At 64.0% G+C, this 18,028-nt stretch carries 14 protein-coding genes; all 14 read right to left on the reverse strand.

Annotated elements, in window-relative coordinates:
* Nucleotides 1-184 precede the first annotated feature (184 nt).
* Nucleotides 185-1,147, reverse strand: coding sequence for a hypothetical protein (locus AC0IYS_RS16860; protein WP_471706242.1), 963 nt, complete (start codon nt 1,145-1,147; stop codon nt 185-187).
* Nucleotides 1,148-1,225: 78 nt separating this feature from the next.
* A complete protein-coding gene (tssH, locus tag AC0IYS_RS16865; protein WP_471706243.1) occupies nt 1,226-3,943 on the reverse strand; it encodes a type VI secretion system ATPase TssH in 2,718 nt (905 codons plus the stop codon).
* Between the two features lie 9 nt (nt 3,944-3,952).
* Nucleotides 3,953-4,963 carry a type VI secretion system baseplate subunit TssG gene (gene tssG / locus AC0IYS_RS16870; protein ID WP_471706244.1) on the reverse strand — a complete coding sequence of 337 codons (1,011 nt, stop codon included), beginning with the start codon at nt 4,961-4,963 and terminating at the stop codon, nt 3,953-3,955.
* Entirely contained in the window at nt 4,948-6,825 is a 1,878-nt protein-coding gene (gene tssF, locus AC0IYS_RS16875; RefSeq protein WP_471706245.1) for a type VI secretion system baseplate subunit TssF, read from the reverse strand. Before tssF ends, tssG begins: the two co-directional genes overlap by 16 nt.
* Entirely contained in the window at nt 6,822-7,334 is a 513-nt protein-coding gene (gene tssE / locus AC0IYS_RS16880; protein WP_471706246.1) for a type VI secretion system baseplate subunit TssE, read from the reverse strand. Before tssE ends, tssF begins: the two co-directional genes overlap by 4 nt.
* Entirely contained in the window at nt 7,327-8,166 is an 840-nt protein-coding gene (locus tag AC0IYS_RS16885) for a type VI secretion system accessory protein TagJ (protein ID WP_471706248.1), read from the reverse strand. Before AC0IYS_RS16885 ends, tssE begins: the two co-directional genes overlap by 8 nt.
* A 138-nt stretch (nt 8,167-8,304) precedes the next feature.
* Nucleotides 8,305-8,811, reverse strand: a complete 507-nt coding sequence (locus AC0IYS_RS16890; RefSeq protein WP_471706249.1) for an Hcp family type VI secretion system effector — start codon at nt 8,809-8,811, stop codon at nt 8,305-8,307.
* A 56-nt stretch (nt 8,812-8,867) separates the two neighbouring features.
* Nucleotides 8,868-10,361, reverse strand: a complete 1,494-nt coding sequence (gene tssC, locus AC0IYS_RS16895) for a type VI secretion system contractile sheath large subunit (protein WP_471706250.1) — start codon at nt 10,359-10,361, stop codon at nt 8,868-8,870.
* Nucleotides 10,362-10,386: 25 nt separating this feature from the next.
* The gene (gene tssB / locus AC0IYS_RS16900; protein ID WP_471706251.1) at nt 10,387-10,887 is read right to left on the reverse strand and encodes a type VI secretion system contractile sheath small subunit; all 501 of its coding nucleotides are present in this window, start codon (nt 10,885-10,887) and stop codon (nt 10,387-10,389) included.
* A gap of 51 nt (nt 10,888-10,938) precedes the next feature.
* On the reverse strand, nt 10,939-11,973 hold the full coding sequence (gene tssA, locus AC0IYS_RS16905) for a type VI secretion system protein TssA (RefSeq protein WP_471706252.1): 1,035 nt from the start codon (nt 11,971-11,973) through the stop codon (nt 10,939-10,941).
* A 308-nt stretch (nt 11,974-12,281) separates the two neighbouring features.
* A complete protein-coding gene (locus AC0IYS_RS16910) occupies nt 12,282-13,994 on the reverse strand; it encodes a GMC oxidoreductase (protein WP_471706253.1) in 1,713 nt (570 codons plus the stop codon).
* Nucleotides 13,995-14,003: 9 nt separating this feature from the next.
* Nucleotides 14,004-15,458: a hypothetical protein gene (locus AC0IYS_RS16915; protein ID WP_471706254.1), complete on the reverse strand. Its 1,455-nt coding sequence runs from the start codon at nt 15,456-15,458 to the stop codon at nt 14,004-14,006.
* A 56-nt stretch (nt 15,459-15,514) separates the two neighbouring features.
* Nucleotides 15,515-15,778 carry a hypothetical protein gene (locus AC0IYS_RS16920; protein ID WP_471706255.1) on the reverse strand — a complete coding sequence of 88 codons (264 nt, stop codon included), beginning with the start codon at nt 15,776-15,778 and terminating at the stop codon, nt 15,515-15,517.
* A 255-nt stretch (nt 15,779-16,033) separates the two neighbouring features.
* Nucleotides 16,034-18,022, reverse strand: coding sequence for an LTA synthase family protein (locus tag AC0IYS_RS16925; protein ID WP_471706256.1), 1,989 nt, complete (start codon nt 18,020-18,022; stop codon nt 16,034-16,036).
* Nucleotides 18,023-18,028: the final 6 nt, after the last annotated feature.

Genomic DNA, 18,028 nt, shown 5'->3' on the forward strand with positions numbered 1-18,028 from the left:
TTGAGACCCGTCCTCAACTAAAGCCGGCAGCGGCGGAAACATCCAGTCCTTTTGCCCAGTACCTGTCCGAAAGGCAGACTTGCGCCGCCTTCCACTAAGATCCGTGTCATACCCATTTCCGGGTGAATAAACTCGCTCAATGACCGCATGCAGCAAATTAGGACTATCACGCGGACTATAGTTTCTAAGGCTCAACGAGCGTTGGATTGAATATCCTTACAAAGTGGCTATCGGGTACGCCCGGCTGAATTTGGGTTTCGCGCATTGCGAGAACTTGCCGGCGTATTGAGGTACTGTCATAGCGCGGATTCGTCCCGACTGCCACACCGGTCGTAAAATTGTTGCAGCCGTAAGCCTTCCCGTTTTCCCCGATGACCATCCAATGCCCAAGTTGCCCGCCCGCTTTCGGCACGCCGTTGGGATTAGCCCGGTACATATAGATAATGTCGCCGATATTAGGGTTGAATCCGTCGAAGTTATTGCTAACATCGACCATCACACCTTGGGGGAATATAGCCAACAGCTGGGCCGCCACGCAATTGGCATCCGTCATTACGCCAACGATGGCGGTGACGCTGCTGCGTAAATACCACTGCAATGTCACATGGCCAGATGCCAACAACCATGACTGAACCGCCCGATAGCAGGTCCCCTCGACAGGGAATGGCCGACGGTCACGCGCGACCGTGTGCAACTGCGTCAACAAGCCGACGTTGTTTTCGCCGGGCTCCATCGTCGCCGCCCGCACCATGGCATCCGCGTCCGCACTCGCGTCTTTCACATAGATACGAATCGCCTGTTGGATATCGATCTCGCTCCTCCATTTCCATCGATTGATCGTACCGGCTGGCCAACCGCCATCTATTAGCACCGTATGGTCAAATTGCTGCACGGGCGGGCGCAAATAAACTGCCTGGCACAGCAACAGAGCTCTCAATGCCGCTCGCCGTGCCTCGCCATTGCCAACGTACACTCCCGCACCGGAAGTCGACACTGGTCCAAGGTGCGCTGTGACGACAGCGTCGAAATTATTCTGATGATTCGCCGCAGCCAATATCATCATGCGATGCATAACGTCGTTGGCAAGGGCCGAATTGACGTTATGGCTGAGATAAGTGATCGAATCGAGGAATTTTGAATAATTCATGGCAATCGGTGTCGAGTTCGTTTATACGCGTATAGAAATAGCACTTCAAATCGCGATGGGGTCAGCCGCGCCGACGGCTTAAAACCGGTAACTGAATCCGCCGTTCTCCACCCCCACCTGAACGCCGGCCACCGCCTGCCCCACCATCATCCGACTCAGGAACTCTTTCGAAATATCCGGCAGCATGGTGTTAGTTAAGATCGCATCAATCATGCGCCCCCCCGACTCGCCCTCGGTGCAACGCGAAACCACCAGCTTGACCACGTCCTCGGTGTACTCGAACGGAATTTTGTAGCGCGCTTCGACGCGCTTCTTGATGCGGTTCAGTTGCAGTTTGACGATCGAACCGAGCATCTCGTCCGACAGCGGGTAGTACGGTATCGCCACCAGCCGGCCCAGCAGTGCCGGCGGAAAGATCTTCAGCAGCGGCGCGCGCAGCGCCTTGGCCATGTCGTCCGGCTCCGGCATCAGATCCGGGTCTTTGCACAAGCCGGCGATGAGATCGGTGCCGGCGTTCGTCGTCAGAATGATCAGCGTGTTCTTGAAATCGATGAACCGCCCCTCCCCGTCCTCCATGAAGCCCTTGTCGAACACCTGGAAGAACATCTCGTGCACATCCGGGTGGGCTTTCTCCACCTCGTCGAGCAGCACCACCGAGTATGGCTTGCGTCGCACCGCCTCGGTCAGCACGCCGCCTTCGCCGTAGCCGACGTAGCCCGGCGGTGCCCCCTTTAAAGTCGACACCGTGTGCGCTTCCTGGTACTCGCTCATGTTGATGGTGATAAGGTTTTGCTCGCCGCCGTACAACGCTTCGGCCAACGCCAGCGCGGTCTCGGTCTTGCCGACGCCGGAGGTACCGGCCAGCATGAACACCCCGATCGGCTTGCTCGGATTGTCCAACCCCGCGCGCGAGGTCTGGATGCGCTTGGCGATCATCTCCATCGCGTGGTCCTGGCCGATCACGCGCTTGCTCAGCTGCGAGGCGATGTTGAGGATGGTTTCCATCTCGTTTTTCGCCATGCGTCCGACCGGGATGCCGGTCCAGTCGCCCACCACGGCGGCCACCGCCTGGTAGTCGACCGTCGGCAGGATCAGCGGGGTTTCGCCTTGCAGGTCGGTCAGTTTCGCCTGAACTTCCTTCAGCTCCGCCATCAGGACGATGCGCTGCTCCACCGTCAGCGGCGCGGCCGGCGCGGCACTTCCGGCAGTCGCTTCCAGCTTGCTGCCGGTGCCTTCCACCGGTTGGGCGCCGTCGCGCAACCGCGCACGCAACGACAGCAATTGATCGACCAGCACGCGCTCATCGTTCCAGCGCGTCTCCAGACCCGCCAGACGATCGCGTTCCACACCCAACAAATCGTTGGCGTCGGCGGCGCGCTTGCCGGTGTCGATGCCGATCGCGCCTTCGCGGCCGATGATGCCCAGTTCGACCTCCAGCGCTTCGATGCGCTTGCGGCTGTCGTCCACTTCGGCCGGCGTGGCGTGCAGGCTGACGGCCACGCGCGCGCAGGCCGTGTCGATCAGGCTGACCGATTTGTCGGGCAGCTGGCGCGCCGGGATGTAGCGGTGCGACAGCTTGACGGCCGCTTCCAGCGCTTCGTCGAGGATCTGCACCTTGTGGTGCTTTTCCATCGTCGAGGCGACGCCACGCATCATCAGGATCGCTCGTTCCTCGCTCGGCTCGTCGACCTGGATCGATTGGAAGCGGCGCGTCAACGCCGGGTCTTTTTCGATGTGCTTCTTGTATTCGGCGAAGGTGGTGGCGCCGATGGTGCGCAGCGTGCCGCGCGCCAGGGCCGGTTTCAGCAGGTTGGCGGCGTCGCCGGTGCCGGCCGCGCCGCCTGCGCCCACCAGCGTATGCGTCTCGTCGATGAACAGGATGATCGGCTTCTGGCTGGCTTGCACCTCGTCGATGACGGAGCGTAGCCGCTGCTCGAACTCGCCCTTCATGCTGGCGCCGGCCTGCAGCAGGCCAACATCCAACGTCAGCAGCTGTACCTCCTTGAGCGACGGCGGCACGTCGCCGCGCGCGACGCGCTGCGCGAAGCCCTCCACCACCGCCGTCTTGCCGACGCCAGCCTCGCCGATCATGATCGGGTTGTTCTGGCGCCGGCGCATCAGGATGTCGACCATCTGGCGGATTTCGTCGTCGCGGCCGACGATCGGGTCCATCTTTCCGCTGCGCGCCTGTTCGGTCAGGTCAACGGTGAATTTCTTCAACGCTTCCTGCTTGCCCATCGCGGCCGGGGCGATTGCACCGGAGGCTTCGCCGGGCGACGCACCGCCGCCCGAGAAGCCGTCGGTGGCGACCATCTTCGCTTCAGGCGATTCGCGCAGCAGGCTGGCGAAGTTGTCGGACAGGTGTTCGAGCTTGATTTTCTCGAACTGCCTGGACATGCCATACAGCGCGTTGCGCAGGCCGGTGGTTTTCAACAAGCCGATGATCAGGTGCCCGGAGCGCACCTGCGATTCGCCGAACATCAAGGTGCCGTACACCCAGGCCCGTTCGACCGACTCCTCCAGCTGGGACGACAGGTCGGTGACGGAGGTCGAGCCGCGCGGCAGCCGGTCGAGCGCCGCCGTCAGGTCACGCGCCAGCGCGGCCGGATCGAGGTCGTACTGGCGGATGACACGCACCAGGTCCGAATCCTGCAGCTGCAAAATCTGGTGCAGCCAGTGCACCAGCTCCACGTACGGATTGCCGCGCAGCTTGCAGAACACGGTGCTGCTTTCGATCGCCCGGTAGCACAGGCTATTGAGTTTGCCAAACAATGCAACACGGCTGATGTCGGCCATGATTTTCCTTTAACGTGGGTGTATCAATAACTGGTCGTGATGCCCCTGCGGCGCGGCGCTGGCCAGCCAGCTGGTCCAGCCAAGCCGGGTGCCTCCCGTGGCGGCGGCGCCCAGTCGTAACGGCGGCCGCTCGTGTTTGTCCAACACCAGCCGCAGGTCCCAGTCGAGCGCCAGGCCGGCGTAACTGCGCACCCATGCCTGCAGGCGGCGCAAGCTGTCGCCACCGGGCAGCAGCCGCTGATAATCTGCATACGGAATCGGCCCGATGACGATGCGGAACTTGTTCTGACAATCCCAGACGCCGCGCCCCAGCACCATCGAGCCGCCCAGCCGGTTGCCCTGCCCGGCCTGGCCGATGCGGCTGTAGGCGTCGGCCGGCAGCCGCATCCAATGGCCGACGAATTGCTCGACGTGCAGAGGCAGCCTGAAATAGGCGCGCAGGATCGACACCAGCCCCGATGCCGGCCGGTTGCGGCTGGCCATCAGGCCGGCGAAATGCAGCTTGGCGAAGTCGCTCAGGTCGTCACGCTCGCGCAGCGCCGGCGCGCCGATGCCGAACAGGCTGCCGACAAACATCGAGTAGCGGTCCGCGTCCGCCCGATCAAGACTGATGGTCGGTTCGGCGCTGGCGCGTGCACGGTAGAACAGCGCGAGCATGCGGTGGTGGAATACGTCGAGAAACGCCAACATGGTGCCGTCGCCGCCGTTGCGCAGGCGTCCGCGCACGTATTCGGTCAAATGCGTCGGCAGCGGACCGTTGGCGCCCAGCAGTCCGAAGAAATTGACCGCCAGCCGGGCGCGCGACTCACCCGAGGCGCGCTTGAACTGGCCCAGCGCGGCGGCGTGGAAAATCAGCTCCGGGTCCTGGCCGAAGCGCACCGCATCGTCGCGCGGGCGCAGGGAGGCGCCGATGCGCGGCAGCTCCGGGTGGGCATTCTCGATCAGCCGCAGCGTCTGGAAGAAGTCCATGCGCGCCGCCTTCCGTTCGAGCTGGAGATGGAGTGCTACAGGATCGCGCATACGCCCTCCCGTGCTTGCCAACGCATGATGTCGCCGCGCGCGAGCGTCTTCACCACGGTTTCGGTGAAAGTGTTGATGGAAACGTATTGACCGAAGAACCGGTTCAGCACGGCGCCCAGCAGGAAGGCGCCGGAGCCTTCGAAGGCGGCGTCGTCGAGCGTGACGCTGATCTCGACGCCGCGCCCGAAGGTGATCGGCCCCGGCGACGGCATGCGCCGCGTGACGGCGCGCGAGGCGATGGCGCGCACGCCGTCGATCTGGCGCTGGGCGTTCACGTCGGTGGGCGGACAGTACAGCGACAGCATCTCGCGTAGCGCGGCGGCGCCTTGCGCGGCGTCGCTGTCGACCAGCGACAGGTAGTTAAGCGACAGGTGGTTCAGCAAGCGCCAGGCGACGCTGCCCTCGGCGATCGACGGGTGCGGCTGGCTGGGGCCGGCCAGGCAGCGCGCCGCCAGCAGCGGTGCGCCCGAGTCGAGAATGAAGTCGGTCTTGCCGACGCCGATCGGCATCGACAGCGGCAGGTCGCGGTTGGTGCACCACACCGACAGGCCCAGTTGGCGCAGTTCGGCGCGGTACGGCGCCTCGGCCGCGTCGACGATGGAGATGAAAGCTTCGCTGCCGATGTAGCTCGAACGCGGGCCGTCGCGGCGCTGGCGCTGCGAGATGGTGCGCGGCTCACGGCGGATCTGGAAAAACGCCTGCTCCTGCCGGGCGCCGGCGATATCCTTGGCCGTGTAGAAGGGCCGGAACGCCTGCTCGGCCTGGTTGCCGCTGCCGTAGCCGGTCACCGAATCGACTTGGTACACCTCGTAGTCCATCGGCCGGGTGCGGTCCACCAGCACGTGATACTCGAACTGCTCGCCGGTGACGTTGATGCGGTCGGCGCGGCGCTGGAACAGGTTCACCACCGGCGTGCAGTGCAGCGCGAAATGGGAGGCGTCGAGCGTCTTTTCCAACTGCGCGTCGGCCTGGTCCAGCAGGACGGTGAGTTCGACTTCTGTGTCGGCGCACTGGCGCAGCGCCTCGCCCAGCCCGCCCAGCTCGACGAAATGGTAGCGCTGCGGGAAGGCGAAATACTCGCGCAGCAGGCGATAGCCCTGAAAAGTTTGATCGCCGCTGGGCAGCAGCGCCTCGTCCTCGGCGAAACCGAGCGGACGCACGGCGCTTTTCGGTAGCAGCCGGTGCCAGGCGGCCGGCCGGCCGACCGGAGTGGCCAGCACTCCGACGGCATGGCCAAGCAATTTTTCGTATATGCGCACCGGCATATCCTCGGCGCCGCGCAGGTGAAGGCTCACGCTATCGAGCGGCAGATCCTTGAATGCGACGCCGCCGCAGGTACGCAGGCGCAGCCGAATGCCGGCCTTGACGGTGGGCGGCAATACCACGTTCAAGCCGGCCTGGTGGCCGCCATGGGTGAAGAACTTGGCTTCCACCAGCTCGATCGGCCACAGTGTGACGGCGTGGCCGCTGCGGTATTCGCAGGCGGTGTTGTCGCCGGCTCCCAGCACGCTGCGCAGGGCGCTGCCGCGCGGCACGAGGTAGCCTTCCTTCAGGCTGGGGTTGCTCAGGTCCGGCTGCAACTGCACCACCGCCATCGACGGCGTCGGCGCCAGGAACTGCGGATACACCAACTCGGAAAGGTGCTGGGTGAAGCGCGGGAACTCGGCGTCGATCTTCATCTGCACCCGCGCGGCCAGGAAGCTGAAGCCTTCAAGCAGCCGTTCGACGTACGGATCGGCGCATTCGAAGCCGTCCAGGCCGAGGCGGCCGGCGATCTTCGGATAGTCGCGGGCGAACTCGCCGCCCACTTCTCGCAGGTGTTGCAGCTCCTGGCTGTAGTAACGGAGGAAGCGCGGGTTCATGACGCGCTCCGAGCGTCGGTTTCGGTGAGCACGACCGCGGCACGGTCCAGGTCCAGCTCGGTTTTGAGGTACAGCCGCTCAGGATAAGGCTGGGCCCACAGGTCGGCCTCGATTTCGAAGATCATCTTGTTGTGGCCGACCTGGGCGGTCGCCAGCGCGCGCACGCTCACCGACGAACGGATCAGGCGCGGCTCGAAGTCCCAGATGGCTTGGCGGATGCCGCGTTCCAGCTGGTTCAGGTTCAGGCCCGAGACCGGGATACCCGAGATGTCCGGCACACCGTAGTTGATGACCGAACTGGCGACGTACGGCAGCTTGGCCGCATCCAGCACGGACAACAGGTTGGTGCTATTGAGCAGCCAGGCGAGGTCGCGCAACACACCCTCGCGCAGCGTGCGCAGCGACAGCACGCGGCGCTCGCGTGATTCGACCGCGCTGCCCGGCTCGTCGTCGCTGAGGCGGTCCAGCAGCGATGGCTGCAGGCGTTCGCGTGGCGCCAGCTCAGCCATCGACGGCTCCTTCGGCGCCAACCGCGTCGGCGTCGGTATCCGCTTGGGCGTCGAACTCGATCAGGCGCACGTCCATCAACGGGTAGTCGCCAGCGTCCGAGACCAGCATGCGCTGGCCCAGGCCCTGGCCGGCGGAGCCGCCCGCCACGATCCATTCGGTGCGGCGCGCCAGCAGCAGCGCCTCGTCGTCGCTGGCCGCCGTGCCGTTATATCTAGTGGGTATCAGGCCGACGGTTTGCGCGCCGTTGGTCCAGGTGAACGAGGCCGGCGTCCAGACGGCGTCACGCAGGTCCACTGGCGCATCGAGTTCGATGCGGCTGATGCGTTGCAGCGGTATCCAGAAATAGCGGCCGTTGACCAGCGCCTCAAGCACCGGCCCGAGGCGCTGATCGGCGTCGGCCAGCCACTCGAAACGCTGGCCGTCGATGCTGCCGCCGACGGCCGGCGCCAGTTCGAAGGCTTGGGCGCGGGCCGAGGTGGAGCGTTCCGCATCCCCGGCGGCGTCGGCCTTGAGCGCCTCCAGCAGCAGCGCCAGCCAGGGTTGCGGCTGGCCGAAGATGAGCGGCGCGCGCGCGCCGCCGAAAATGTCGCCGCGCAGCGCCTCGCATTGGATCGCCTCGCGATAGGTCTGCACCATGGGCAGATTGTCGGCGTCCAACTCGCCGGCCACATTCAATTGCGTCAGGGCGCGGTTCCACTGGCCTAGCACGCAGAGCAACTGAAACAGGAAAATCCGGTATTTTGGATTCGCCGCGTCCTTGCGCACCTGCTCCTGCAGTGCGGCCCGGGCGGCGACCAGCTTACCTTCTTGTATCAGCTCTTGCGGAGTCATGATGTTCCAATTCAAAAGTTCAGTGGACGATCGGATAGCGACCGTCCCGGCAGCATTGCGGCGCCAGCTCTAAACCCTGGCGGGGCCTGTGGCCGGCCGAAACCGGCCGCGGCACTTCCGCAGGCCGGTACCGTGCATCTATGCAGTCGCGGCCGTACCCTCGGCGTTGCCGGCGATATCCCATGCGAAGTCCTTCTTCTTATCCTCGGCGCCTGCGCCAGTCTGCGGCGTGTAGGAGAACGTCACCTTGGCGAAATTCAAGGTCACATTTTCCGTCAGACGGTCCTCGCCCCCGCTGCCGCCGGTCGACACCGACGTGACCATCACTTCTTCCATGATCATGTTGATATAGGCAATCTGGCCTGAGCCAGCCTTGCGTGCCAGCAGCGACACCTTGGGAATGTGCGTGCCTTTGGACAAGTGGATCATCAACGCGTTAGTGGCCGAGTCGATGTATTTGGTGAACGACAGATCCTGGAAATTGGCCTTGCCGGCGCCGCCGCCCTTGCCCATGTGGGTGGTGCCCGACTGCGAAAGGCCCCAGCTCCAGGCCAGCACGTCGATGTCGCCTTTGCCCCCTTGGACTTTGTCGGCCGACTCGCCCTCGATGCCTTTGCCCATATTGATGAACATATCTAATGCCATGATTTTCTCCTGTGTGCCGGCGCCATGCCGGCGGTTTTATGTGAAAAAAGCGAAGCTTAGCCGGCCTTCGCCGATGGCAGCTTGGAGACCAAACGCAGCGACACGGTCAAACCCTCAAGCTGGTAATGCGGGCGCAGATAAAACTTAGAGGTGTAGTAGCCGGGGTTGCCCTCGACCTCCTCCAGAACCACCTCGGCGGCCGACAATGGTTTGCGCGCCTTGGTGCCTTCGCTGGAGTTGACCGGATCGCCGTCTACGTACTGGTTGATCCATTTGGTCAGCCAGCGCTGCATCTCGTCGCGCTCCTTGAACGAGCCGATCTTGTCGCGCACGATGCACTTGAGGTAGTGCGCGAAGCGGCAGGTGGCAAACAGGTACGGCAGCCGCGCGGCCAGGTTGGCGTTGGCGGTGGCGTCCGGATCGTCGTATTCGGCCGGCTTGTGCAGCGACTGGGCGCCAATGAAGGCGGCGAAGTCGGTGTTTTTCTTGTGCACCAGCGGCATGAAGCCGTTGGCGGCCAGCTCCGCCTCGCGCCGGTCCGAGATGGCGATCTCGGTCGGACACTGCATGTCGACGCCGCCATCGTCGGTCGGGAAGGTATGCACCGGCAAGCCTTCGACCGCGCCGCCGGACTCGATGCCGCGGATGCGCGAGCACCAGCCATACTCCTTGAACGAGCGGTTGATGTTGACCGCCATCGCGTAGGCCGCATTGGCCCAGGTGTAGTTCTTGCTGCCCGGCGCCGAGGTGTCCTCCTCGAAGTCGAACGCTTCGACCGGATCGGTCTTGGCGCCGTACGGCTGGCGCGCCAGGAAGCGCGGCATCGCCAGGCCGACATAGCGCGAATCCTCGGACTCGCGGAACGAGCGCCAGGCTGCATGTTCCGGCGTCTGGAAGATCTTGGTCAGGTCGCGCGGATTCGACAACTCCTGCCACGATTCCATCAGCATCACCGACGGCGCGGCCGCCGAGATGAACGGCGCGTGGGCGGCGGCGGCCACCTTGGCCATGCCGGTCAGCAGCTCGACGTCCGGCGCGCTGTTGTCGAAGTAGTAGTCGGCGACGATGGCGCCATAAGGCTCGCCGCCGAACTGGCCGAACTCCTGCTCGTACATTTTCTTGAAGATCGGGCTCTGGTCCCAGGCCGTGCCCTTGAACTTCTTGATCGTTTTGCCGAGCTCGTTTTTCGAGATGTTGAGCACGCGGATCTTGAGCATCTCGTCGGTCTCGGTGTTGTTGACCAGATGGTGCAGGCCGCGCCAGGCGCCCTCCACCGCCTGGAACTCCGGCGTGTGCAGAATCAAGTTGATCTGCTCGCTGAGCTTCAGATCCAGCGCGGCGATCAGGCCCTCGATGGTGGCCAGCACGTCACCCGAGATGATGTTGCTGCCCACCAGCGCCTGCTCGGCCAGGGTGCGCACCGCGCTCTCGACGGCCTCCTTGGCCTTGTCCGACTGCGGTTTGAATTCCTTTTGCAGCAGGCTGCCGAAATCGCTCATCTCGAGCGTGGCGACGGCAAGCGGTGCTTCTGCTTCGTTCAATTCAGCCATAGTGTTTCTCCAGGACGGTCAGATATTATTCTTGCGGTTTCGGGGCCGACGTCAGCGCCTGCATCAGCGCCGGTTCGCTCAGCAGCTTGGCGATCAGGTCCTCGGCGCCGGTCTTGCCGTCCATGTAGGTCAGCAGGTTCGACAGCTGGCCGCGCGCCTCGAGCAGCTTGTTGAGCGGGCCGACCTTGCGGGCGATCGCCGCCGGCGTGAAGTCGTCCATGTTCTCGAACGTCATTTCCACGCTCAGGTTGCCCTCGCCGCTCAGAGTGTTGGGCACCTGCACCGCCACGCGCGGCTTCATGGCCTTGAGGCGCTCGTCGAAGTTGTCGACGTCGATCTCGAGGAACTTGCGCTCGGCCACCGGGGCCAGCGGGTCGGCCGGCTGGCCCGACAGATCGGCCAGCACGCCCATCACGAACGGCAGTTGCACCTTTTTCTCGGCGCCGTAGACCTCGACGTCGTACTCGATCTGCACGCGCGGGGCGCGGTTGCGCGCGATGAATTTCTGACTGCTCTCTTTGGCCACGATACGTCCTCCATGATTGAACAACACGATTGCCGTCTTGCCGGCGACTCTTTACTCCGATGCGCCCTGCGGGCCCCGAATCAAACTGGCCTGCTGTATCCCGTCGGGCGCCAGGTCCTCCAGGATTTCCATGAAGCTCTTGGCCACCAGGCGCTTGGCGCGCAGCAGCAGCATGGGCAAGGGACTGGACGGCTCATGCTGTTCGTAATAGCCGATCAGTTTGTCGAGCACGCGCTCGACGTCGGCGCGGTTGGCGATCTCGCCGCTGATCGGGGCGGCCCGGCGGCCGCCGTCAGCGCCTACGGCGCCCTCTGCATCGACAGCGGCCGCTGGATCGTCGGGCAAGGCGACCGCTTCGACCCCAAGAAACTCGCGGCCTCGCTTGAGCAACCGGGTCAGGCCGTCAAGGCTGAGCGACTGGGCGGCGCCGACGTGGCGCTCAAGCGCTGCTTCAATGCCGGCCGCGCTGTCGCAGGCAAGCGCGATGGCCTGGCGCGCCGCCGTCAGGGCCGCGGCGTCGGCGTCGCGCATCGCCAGCTCGATCGACGCGAGCGTCACCTTCTCCACACCCGGCAGCGGCGCCAGCTCGCCGGTGGCGATTTCGAGCATCTTCAGGGTCAGCCGTCCCAGTCCGGGCAGCACGATCAGACAGGCTTCCTTGAGGTCGCGCAGCACGGTGGCGTGGTCGTTCAGGATCAGCAGGGAATTGATGCGCAATGTCGGGTCCATGTCGTCGTCGGCATCGAGCTGCGGATGGACGCCGTCCCACTGCTCCTCGAGCAAGCGCTGGATCAGGCGCAGGCCGTCGGCCAGCCCCGCCACCCCATGCAGCGCCAGGCCGGCGCGCAGCAAATGCACGGCCAGGCGCAGGTCGCGGCTACGCAGCAGCAAGGCGCGCGCGGTGCGGTCGATGGCCTTCCAGTCCGGCGGCACGGCGGCGGTGATGGTGGCGCCGTACTGCACCTCGGGCTTGCCCGCCACCTCCGACTCGAGCGCGACGAAATCGGGATCGTACTCAAGGTTGGGTCCGCACGGATCGTCTGCGTTGACGTCTTGCAGCAGCAAATCAAAGTCGATGACGGACATGGCAATAGGACCGGGTCGGACGTGCCGGGCGGCCGCGTTTCGCCGCCGGCTGGCACATGGTTATATTTGTAATGTGTACATATTAGTCAGGAGGATCGGGGACGTCTGTCCCCATAAATGATGACGGCGAAAAGCTATCGGCCGGACCCGGGAAGTGGTAATGCGGACTGCGGAGAGGAAGGAAATGAAGCGAAGAGACTTTCAAGGAGTGCGGACGCGCGCGCCGGCGCGGCCCGCTCCCGGCGGGCGCCCGCCACGCGTGTTCTCGCGTGGCGGACGGCGGCGGGTGACGGCGGGGTGACGCCGCGCTAACGCAACTTGTCCGCCAGGTCCTGGGCCAGTCCGCACATGGTCAGCGTGGGATTCCAGGAGCCCGACGTGGGAAAAATCGCGCCACCGGTGACATAGACGTTGCGCACGCCGTGCGGACGGTAGTCGAGGCCGACCACCGAGCTCGCCGGGTCCTCGCCCATCCACAATGCCGAGGCCTCGTGCACGATTACATTGAGACGGATTTTCCCGCGCGGGGGCCGCGCCGGTCCCCATGCGCCGCCGTCGCCCTCGTCCGCGTCGGTCCAGTATTCGACCGGCGGCGCCGTCCCGCCCCGGCTGACCAGGGCGCCGATGGTTTGATAGGTTGCCTCGTCGAGCACGTCCCACAACGCCAGCTCCTCCGGTCCGGTTTCCAGTTGAACGCTAATGTTGGTCGTCGGCTCGGCGCCGCTATTGCGCCGGATCCAGTTGCGCGAATTCTTTTCGTTCACCTCGCCCAGGGTCGCGCAGACGAACACCACATACCCCTCCGAACCGGCCAGTTGCTGCGGCGACGCGATCGCCGCCGCGTCGGGCGCCTCGTGCGCGATCGTGCCGGCGTCGGCGGCCGGATCGGCGACCGCGAAGGCGCTGGCCTGGACGTGGTACTGGAAGCCGGCGGCATCCTTGCCGTCGAGGTAGAGCGCGGCGATTTCCAGCGCCGACAAATCCTTGAATGCGGACCTGTTCACGCGCGCGGTCACGTGCGACATGAAGTGCCCCGTGTAGCGCCGCCCGGCATTGGGCAGCAGGTCGCCGAAGGAGTTCATCAGCAGCGTCGCCGGTGGGATCGTCCCCATCGCCAGGATGATGCGCGCCGCGCCGACCGTGACGACGCCGCGCCCGGTGTCGATCGCGGTCACGCCGCCCTGGTGGTCATGCAGCAAGCGGTTGACGGGGCAGCGGTCGACAATGCTCAGCGGCGCGCCATGGCCGTGCTGCGCCAGGCCCTGCTGATGCTGCTCCAGGTCGAGCAGCGTGCCGACGGTGGAGTACTTGTAGAACTTCACTCCCTTCCAGTCCGGGTTGCCCACCGCGATCGGCGCCGGATACGCATGTTGCGCCGTCGGCACGTGGCGCTGGTAGTTCTCGCGCAAGTTGTCGTCCAGTTGCCGCTGCAGTTCGCCGTAGACGCCGTCGCGCATGTCACTCATCGATTGCACGTGCAGGAAGGTCTTGGCGCGCTCCCAGAAGCCCGGTTGCAAGGTGACGTCGATCAGCGCTTGCGGCCAGTCGCGCATCAGCCCGGGATCGGGCGCGGGGCACCAGGCGCTCCAATAGGTCGAGCGTCCGCCCAGGACCGGAATGTAGCCGGCCTGGAAAAACTTCATGCCGGTGGTCGCCATGTCGGTGGTGCGCGACCACGGGTAGGTGGTTTGCGCCGACGTGGTGGCCTGGAACGCGGCCGGCAGCATCTGGTAGTGCGTCGGCAGCCAGAAGCCGCCCCGTTCGAGCATCAGTATGCGGGCGTGCCGATTGTGCTTGAGGCTTTGCTCGACGAAGGCCACGGCGGTCGGCCCGGTGCCGATGACGATGAAGTCGTAGTTGGCGTTGGCGACGGCGTCCCAGTCGCCGTGGCCGGTGAAGAAGGCGGCGCCGGCGACGCGGTCGGCATCGGCCGTTTGCGCGCCGGGGACGGGGTAGCCCTGCTTGTTACCACCGGACCCGGCATGCGGCCCGGCCAGGAAGCACTTGTAGTTGTGGCTCATGATCGCTCCTCACTTGGCGGGTGTCGATTGGGTCAGCGGCACGACGCGTTTGCCCCTCAGGTCAAATTGCAGGGCGCCGCGCGTGGGATTGGGGTGCGTCGCTTTATGCCAGGCGGGAAGCGACTTGAATGTCAGCACCATATCGAAGTCGGCCGCGATGTTGCCGGCATCCATGGGGTCATCGCCCTTGCGATTCTGAAACCATTTCAGCCATAACTCCGAGCCCGGTTCGGGGGAGACAAAGTCGGTTGTTTCATTAATGGTGGGTGCTTGAAGGAGCGGATTCGCCAGCGCCGGCAGCAGGAAGGACGGGCTGGTATTGGCTGCGACGCTCCATTGCGCCGAACTGTGACAACTCATGCAAGACGAATTTTGAGCGTTTTTGACAGACTTGAATTTTGTATTTGAAAATGGTGCGGACTTGTTCTCGCCGTAGGGATAGACGATGTCATTCATCGCGCCATCGTTGGGGCCGGACAAGCGCCCGCCCCACCCCAACGTCTCGCTCGCGTATGGCGGGGCCTGCGGATTGACCCAATTCTGCACCAGAGGTGGCTGAGGGCCCGGAACGTATTTCTGCACTGGATCGTTACCCCACTGCGCGCCCATCACCACCATTTTTTTCCAGACGTCAGGCGAGGTGATCCGGCTGTCGTATACCAGGGTGGTGAACACCCAGCCGGTCGCGGGCGCGGATACGCTGTCCTTGACGATAATGTCGAACTGCATCAGATACGTGTCCGTGAGCTTCCGGGGCGGCGAAAAGTTCGGATTGTTCGGCGGCGGCGGATAGTCGGTCACGTTCGTCGTGATGTACGCAGGCCAGGACAACGCGCCTTTCATGACGGGCCAATCCTTGGCGCTGACGGTGGTAAATGCGGCCTTGACGATGATCGCACCTTCGGGGAACTGGGTAGATTCTTTCGTCATTACCGGTTGCATCCCGCTACTGCCCCAGATCTTGTTCAAGGTGACGGCGGCGGTCCGGTCGTAGTAGGTCAGCACGTAAGTGGTGAAAGACTTGTTCAATCCGCTTTTTTGAAACAATGAAACGTCCAAGTCACTTGATCCGACATACATGCCGTGTATCGGTTCGCGTGTGCCGTCCCCCTTCACCGAGGCCATCCAAGGCTCGTTGTACCACCCACGCTTGCCGGCGTCCCAGTTCTTGTAGTCTTGCAGCAGCACCCGCATGTCGTCGCCGATCGACGCCTTCAGTGCTTCGGCGTAGGCGCTGGCGTTGGCCACGGAAATGGGCTGGTTCTTAATCGCCGCTTGCCACGGCATCGGCGGCTTGGGCGCGCTGGCCGGATAGGCGTAGCTCAGCTTGAACATCGGCCCCGAATACTCGGACGGCGGCGGCGACGGATTGGCGGAGTTGGCGAACGGATTCGGGGTTTGCGCCGCGGCGCCCAGGGCCACGCAGGTGCAGGCGGTGAAGAGGAATAGTCGGCTCAGTAGCATGTTCTTTCCTATCTTATTGAATTATTGGAGGAAGATCGTCAAACAAATGGGTGACGCTACAGCGGCGGGCCTTTCTGCAAAGAGTGGGATGGGAACAGCAGTGAATTGGGCGCCAGCGGCGGCAGGGATTGCAACCCCGCCGCGGACGGCAAGGGTTGGTGCACAAAGTAGATCAGGGTATCCGGCTCGCCGGCATGGATGTCGGCGACCAGCCTGTCAAGGATGGGGAAAAGTTGGCGTTCGTGTCCGGGCCGGGTGAACCATTCGGAGGTCAAACTCAGTGCTGCTGGCGGTAGCTGTGGCATCTGGTCCTCGAACATCAGCGGTTGGGCGAGCCGGAAACTGCGCGCCGTTTAGATCACTGAGGACAAGATAGCAGATCAAAAATTGCCAAAATACGTAAATTGTAACAACACTAATTTCCGTTGGCAACTACCGCCACGATAGCTACGCCGCCGACCGGGCGGCGGGGGCGGCCGGGCGCCTGCTGCTGGGTGTTGAGCGTCCGGCGCGATGCGGACTTCCAGCTGTATTGCTCGCGGCGGCCCCGGGAAAGACCGCGCCGCCGCGTTGGCTTACTTCTGTAACTTGTAGCGCTGTTCGCGATAGAGGATCGACGGCAGCACCACGTGCGACATGGCCTTGTCCACCAGTTGCGGGTCGGCTGGCGTCGAACTCGTGGTCAGGGTCTTGGTGGCGGCGTCGTACTTGCCCAACAACGGCTCCTGGCCCGGCCGCAGGATCGTCGCCGACGAACCCTCCAGCCACGCGAAGTAATTGTCGAACTGGATCAAGGCCCGCCCCGGGGTGTCGCTGTCGCGCGCGAAGTCGCGGCCGATCATCGGATGCTCGCTCGACACGCCCATCAGCGACAACATCGTCGGCGCCAGGTCGATCTGGCTGGCGATGGTCTTGATGACCTTGGGCTGGATGTCCGCGCCCATGATCAGGCCGGGAATGTGGAATTTATTGATCGGCACCAGGCTGTCGCCATAGACCCGGTTGTCGTGGTCGGCGACGATCAGGAACACGGTGTCCTTCCAGTAGGCCTCTTTCTTGGCCTGGGCGATGAAACGGCCCAGCGCATAGTCCGCATACTTGACGGCGTTGTTCACGGTCTGCTTCTCGGCGTCGTGCAACTGGATTCGGCCGTCCGGGAATTGGAACGGCTCGTGGTTGGACGACGTGAAGATCAGGCTGAAGAACGGCTTGTTGGCCGCGTGCAGCGCCTTGAGGCGTTCGAGCGACTTGTCGAACAAGTCCTCGTCGGAGGCGCCCCAGCTGCCTTCGAACACCGGCTTCATGTCGCGGCGGTCGACCACCTTCTGGAAGCCGTTGCCGGTGAAGAAGCCGCGCATATTGTCGAAGTGCGCTTCGCCGCCGTAGACGAATTCGGTGTGGTAGCCCTTCTGACCCAGGCCAAGCGCCAGCGTGTAGAAGTTTTGCTGCGCCAGCGACAGCTTGACGACGCTCCGCGCCGGGGTCGGGCCGTAACCGGCGACGACCGCCTCGATGCCGCGCACCGAGCGGGTGCCGGTGGCGTACAGCTGCTCGAACCACCAGCCTTCCTTCTTCAACTTTTCCAGCTCGGGGGTGACCGGCACGCCGCCGAGCGATTCGACGAAGGTCGCGCCCAGGCTTTCCTCGAGCACGATGACCAGATTGAGCGGACGCTCACGCTGCGCGGTGGCGACTTGCTTGTGCAGGGTCGGCAACTCGGCGGAGGTGAACTGCGCATCCTTGAGCCACGGTGCGCTCTTGACGACCTGGAACACTTTCTCGCGTGGGTACTTGCCGTAGATCTCGGACGAATTGGCTTCCTTGCTCATCGAGTTGAGCGCGTCGAACACCGACCACGGCGAGTTGATGATGAGCGAATTGACCATAGAATCGCCGGTCAGCGCGAACAGCGCCGGATTGGCCGGCCGGTGCGCGGTGGTCGAGCGGACCTGGACGAACACCAGGCACACCAGCAGCGGCCACACCAGCAACAACTTCAGCGGACGCCAGGTGGTCATGTTGGCGGAGGCGGCCTTGAGCAGCCGGTACAGTCCGACGCCCAGCAAGATGGTGGCGATCACGCCCAGCACCAGGGCGATGCGGAAGCCGTTCCACAGAGTGGCGATGACCTCGTGCGGGTAGGACAGGTACTCGATAAACAGCCGGTTCGGCCGCACGTCGAACTGCATGATGAACTGCGGCGTGGACACTTCCATGAACACGATGAAGATCAACGCGAATGTGGCCCAGCCGACCGACAACAGGCGCCACAGGCGCTGCGTGCGCTGGTGCGCCAGCAGCGGCGCCAGCACCAGCGGGATCGCCAGGAAATAGCCGAGCAAAATCAGATCGGCCCGCACACCCTGGACGAATATCCGCAGCGGAATGCCGGTAGGCGCCACCCTGCTCCATTGCCAGGCAACCAGGCCGGCGCGCGACAGCGACAGGATGAGCAGCCCGAGCAGCAGCAATTGCAGCAAGCTGGAGAACGGACCGGCCCAGGCGGTCAGCCTTTCGAGTTTGGCCGCGCAGCGGTTCAACAGGCTATTCGAAGGTAGTTTCATAACGGT

Source organism: Duganella sp. AC237, from assembly GCF_979254035.1.

Excerpts from the sequence above, each read along its gene's own strand:
- tssC (WP_471706250.1), bottom strand. The coding sequence starts at position 10,361 with ATGGCTGAATTGAACGAAGCAGAAGCACCGCTTGCCGTCGCCACGCTC.
- AC0IYS_RS16890 (WP_471706249.1), bottom strand. The coding sequence starts at position 8,811 with ATGGCATTAGATATGTTCATCAATATGGGCAAAGGCATCGAGGGCGAG.
- tssE (WP_471706246.1), bottom strand. The coding sequence starts at position 7,334 with ATGGCTGAGCTGGCGCCACGCGAACGCCTGCAGCCATCGCTGCTGGAC.
- AC0IYS_RS16915 (WP_471706254.1), bottom strand. The coding sequence starts at position 15,458 with ATGCTACTGAGCCGACTATTCCTCTTCACCGCCTGCACCTGCGTGGCC.
- AC0IYS_RS16860 (WP_471706242.1), bottom strand. The coding sequence starts at position 1,147 with ATGAATTATTCAAAATTCCTCGATTCGATCACTTATCTCAGCCATAAC.
- AC0IYS_RS16920 (WP_471706255.1), bottom strand. The coding sequence starts at position 15,778 with ATGTTCGAGGACCAGATGCCACAGCTACCGCCAGCAGCACTGAGTTTG.
- AC0IYS_RS16910 (WP_471706253.1), bottom strand. The coding sequence starts at position 13,994 with ATGAGCCACAACTACAAGTGCTTCCTGGCCGGGCCGCATGCCGGGTCC.
- tssG (WP_471706244.1), bottom strand. The coding sequence starts at position 4,963 with ATGCGCGATCCTGTAGCACTCCATCTCCAGCTCGAACGGAAGGCGGCG.
- AC0IYS_RS16925 (WP_471706256.1), bottom strand. The coding sequence starts at position 18,022 with ATGAAACTACCTTCGAATAGCCTGTTGAACCGCTGCGCGGCCAAACTC.
- tssA (WP_471706252.1), bottom strand. The coding sequence starts at position 11,973 with ATGTCCGTCATCGACTTTGATTTGCTGCTGCAAGACGTCAACGCAGAC.
- tssF (WP_471706245.1), bottom strand. The coding sequence starts at position 6,825 with ATGAACCCGCGCTTCCTCCGTTACTACAGCCAGGAGCTGCAACACCTG.
- tssH (WP_471706243.1), bottom strand. The coding sequence starts at position 3,943 with ATGGCCGACATCAGCCGTGTTGCATTGTTTGGCAAACTCAATAGCCTG.
- AC0IYS_RS16885 (WP_471706248.1), bottom strand. The coding sequence starts at position 8,166 with ATGACTCCGCAAGAGCTGATACAAGAAGGTAAGCTGGTCGCCGCCCGG.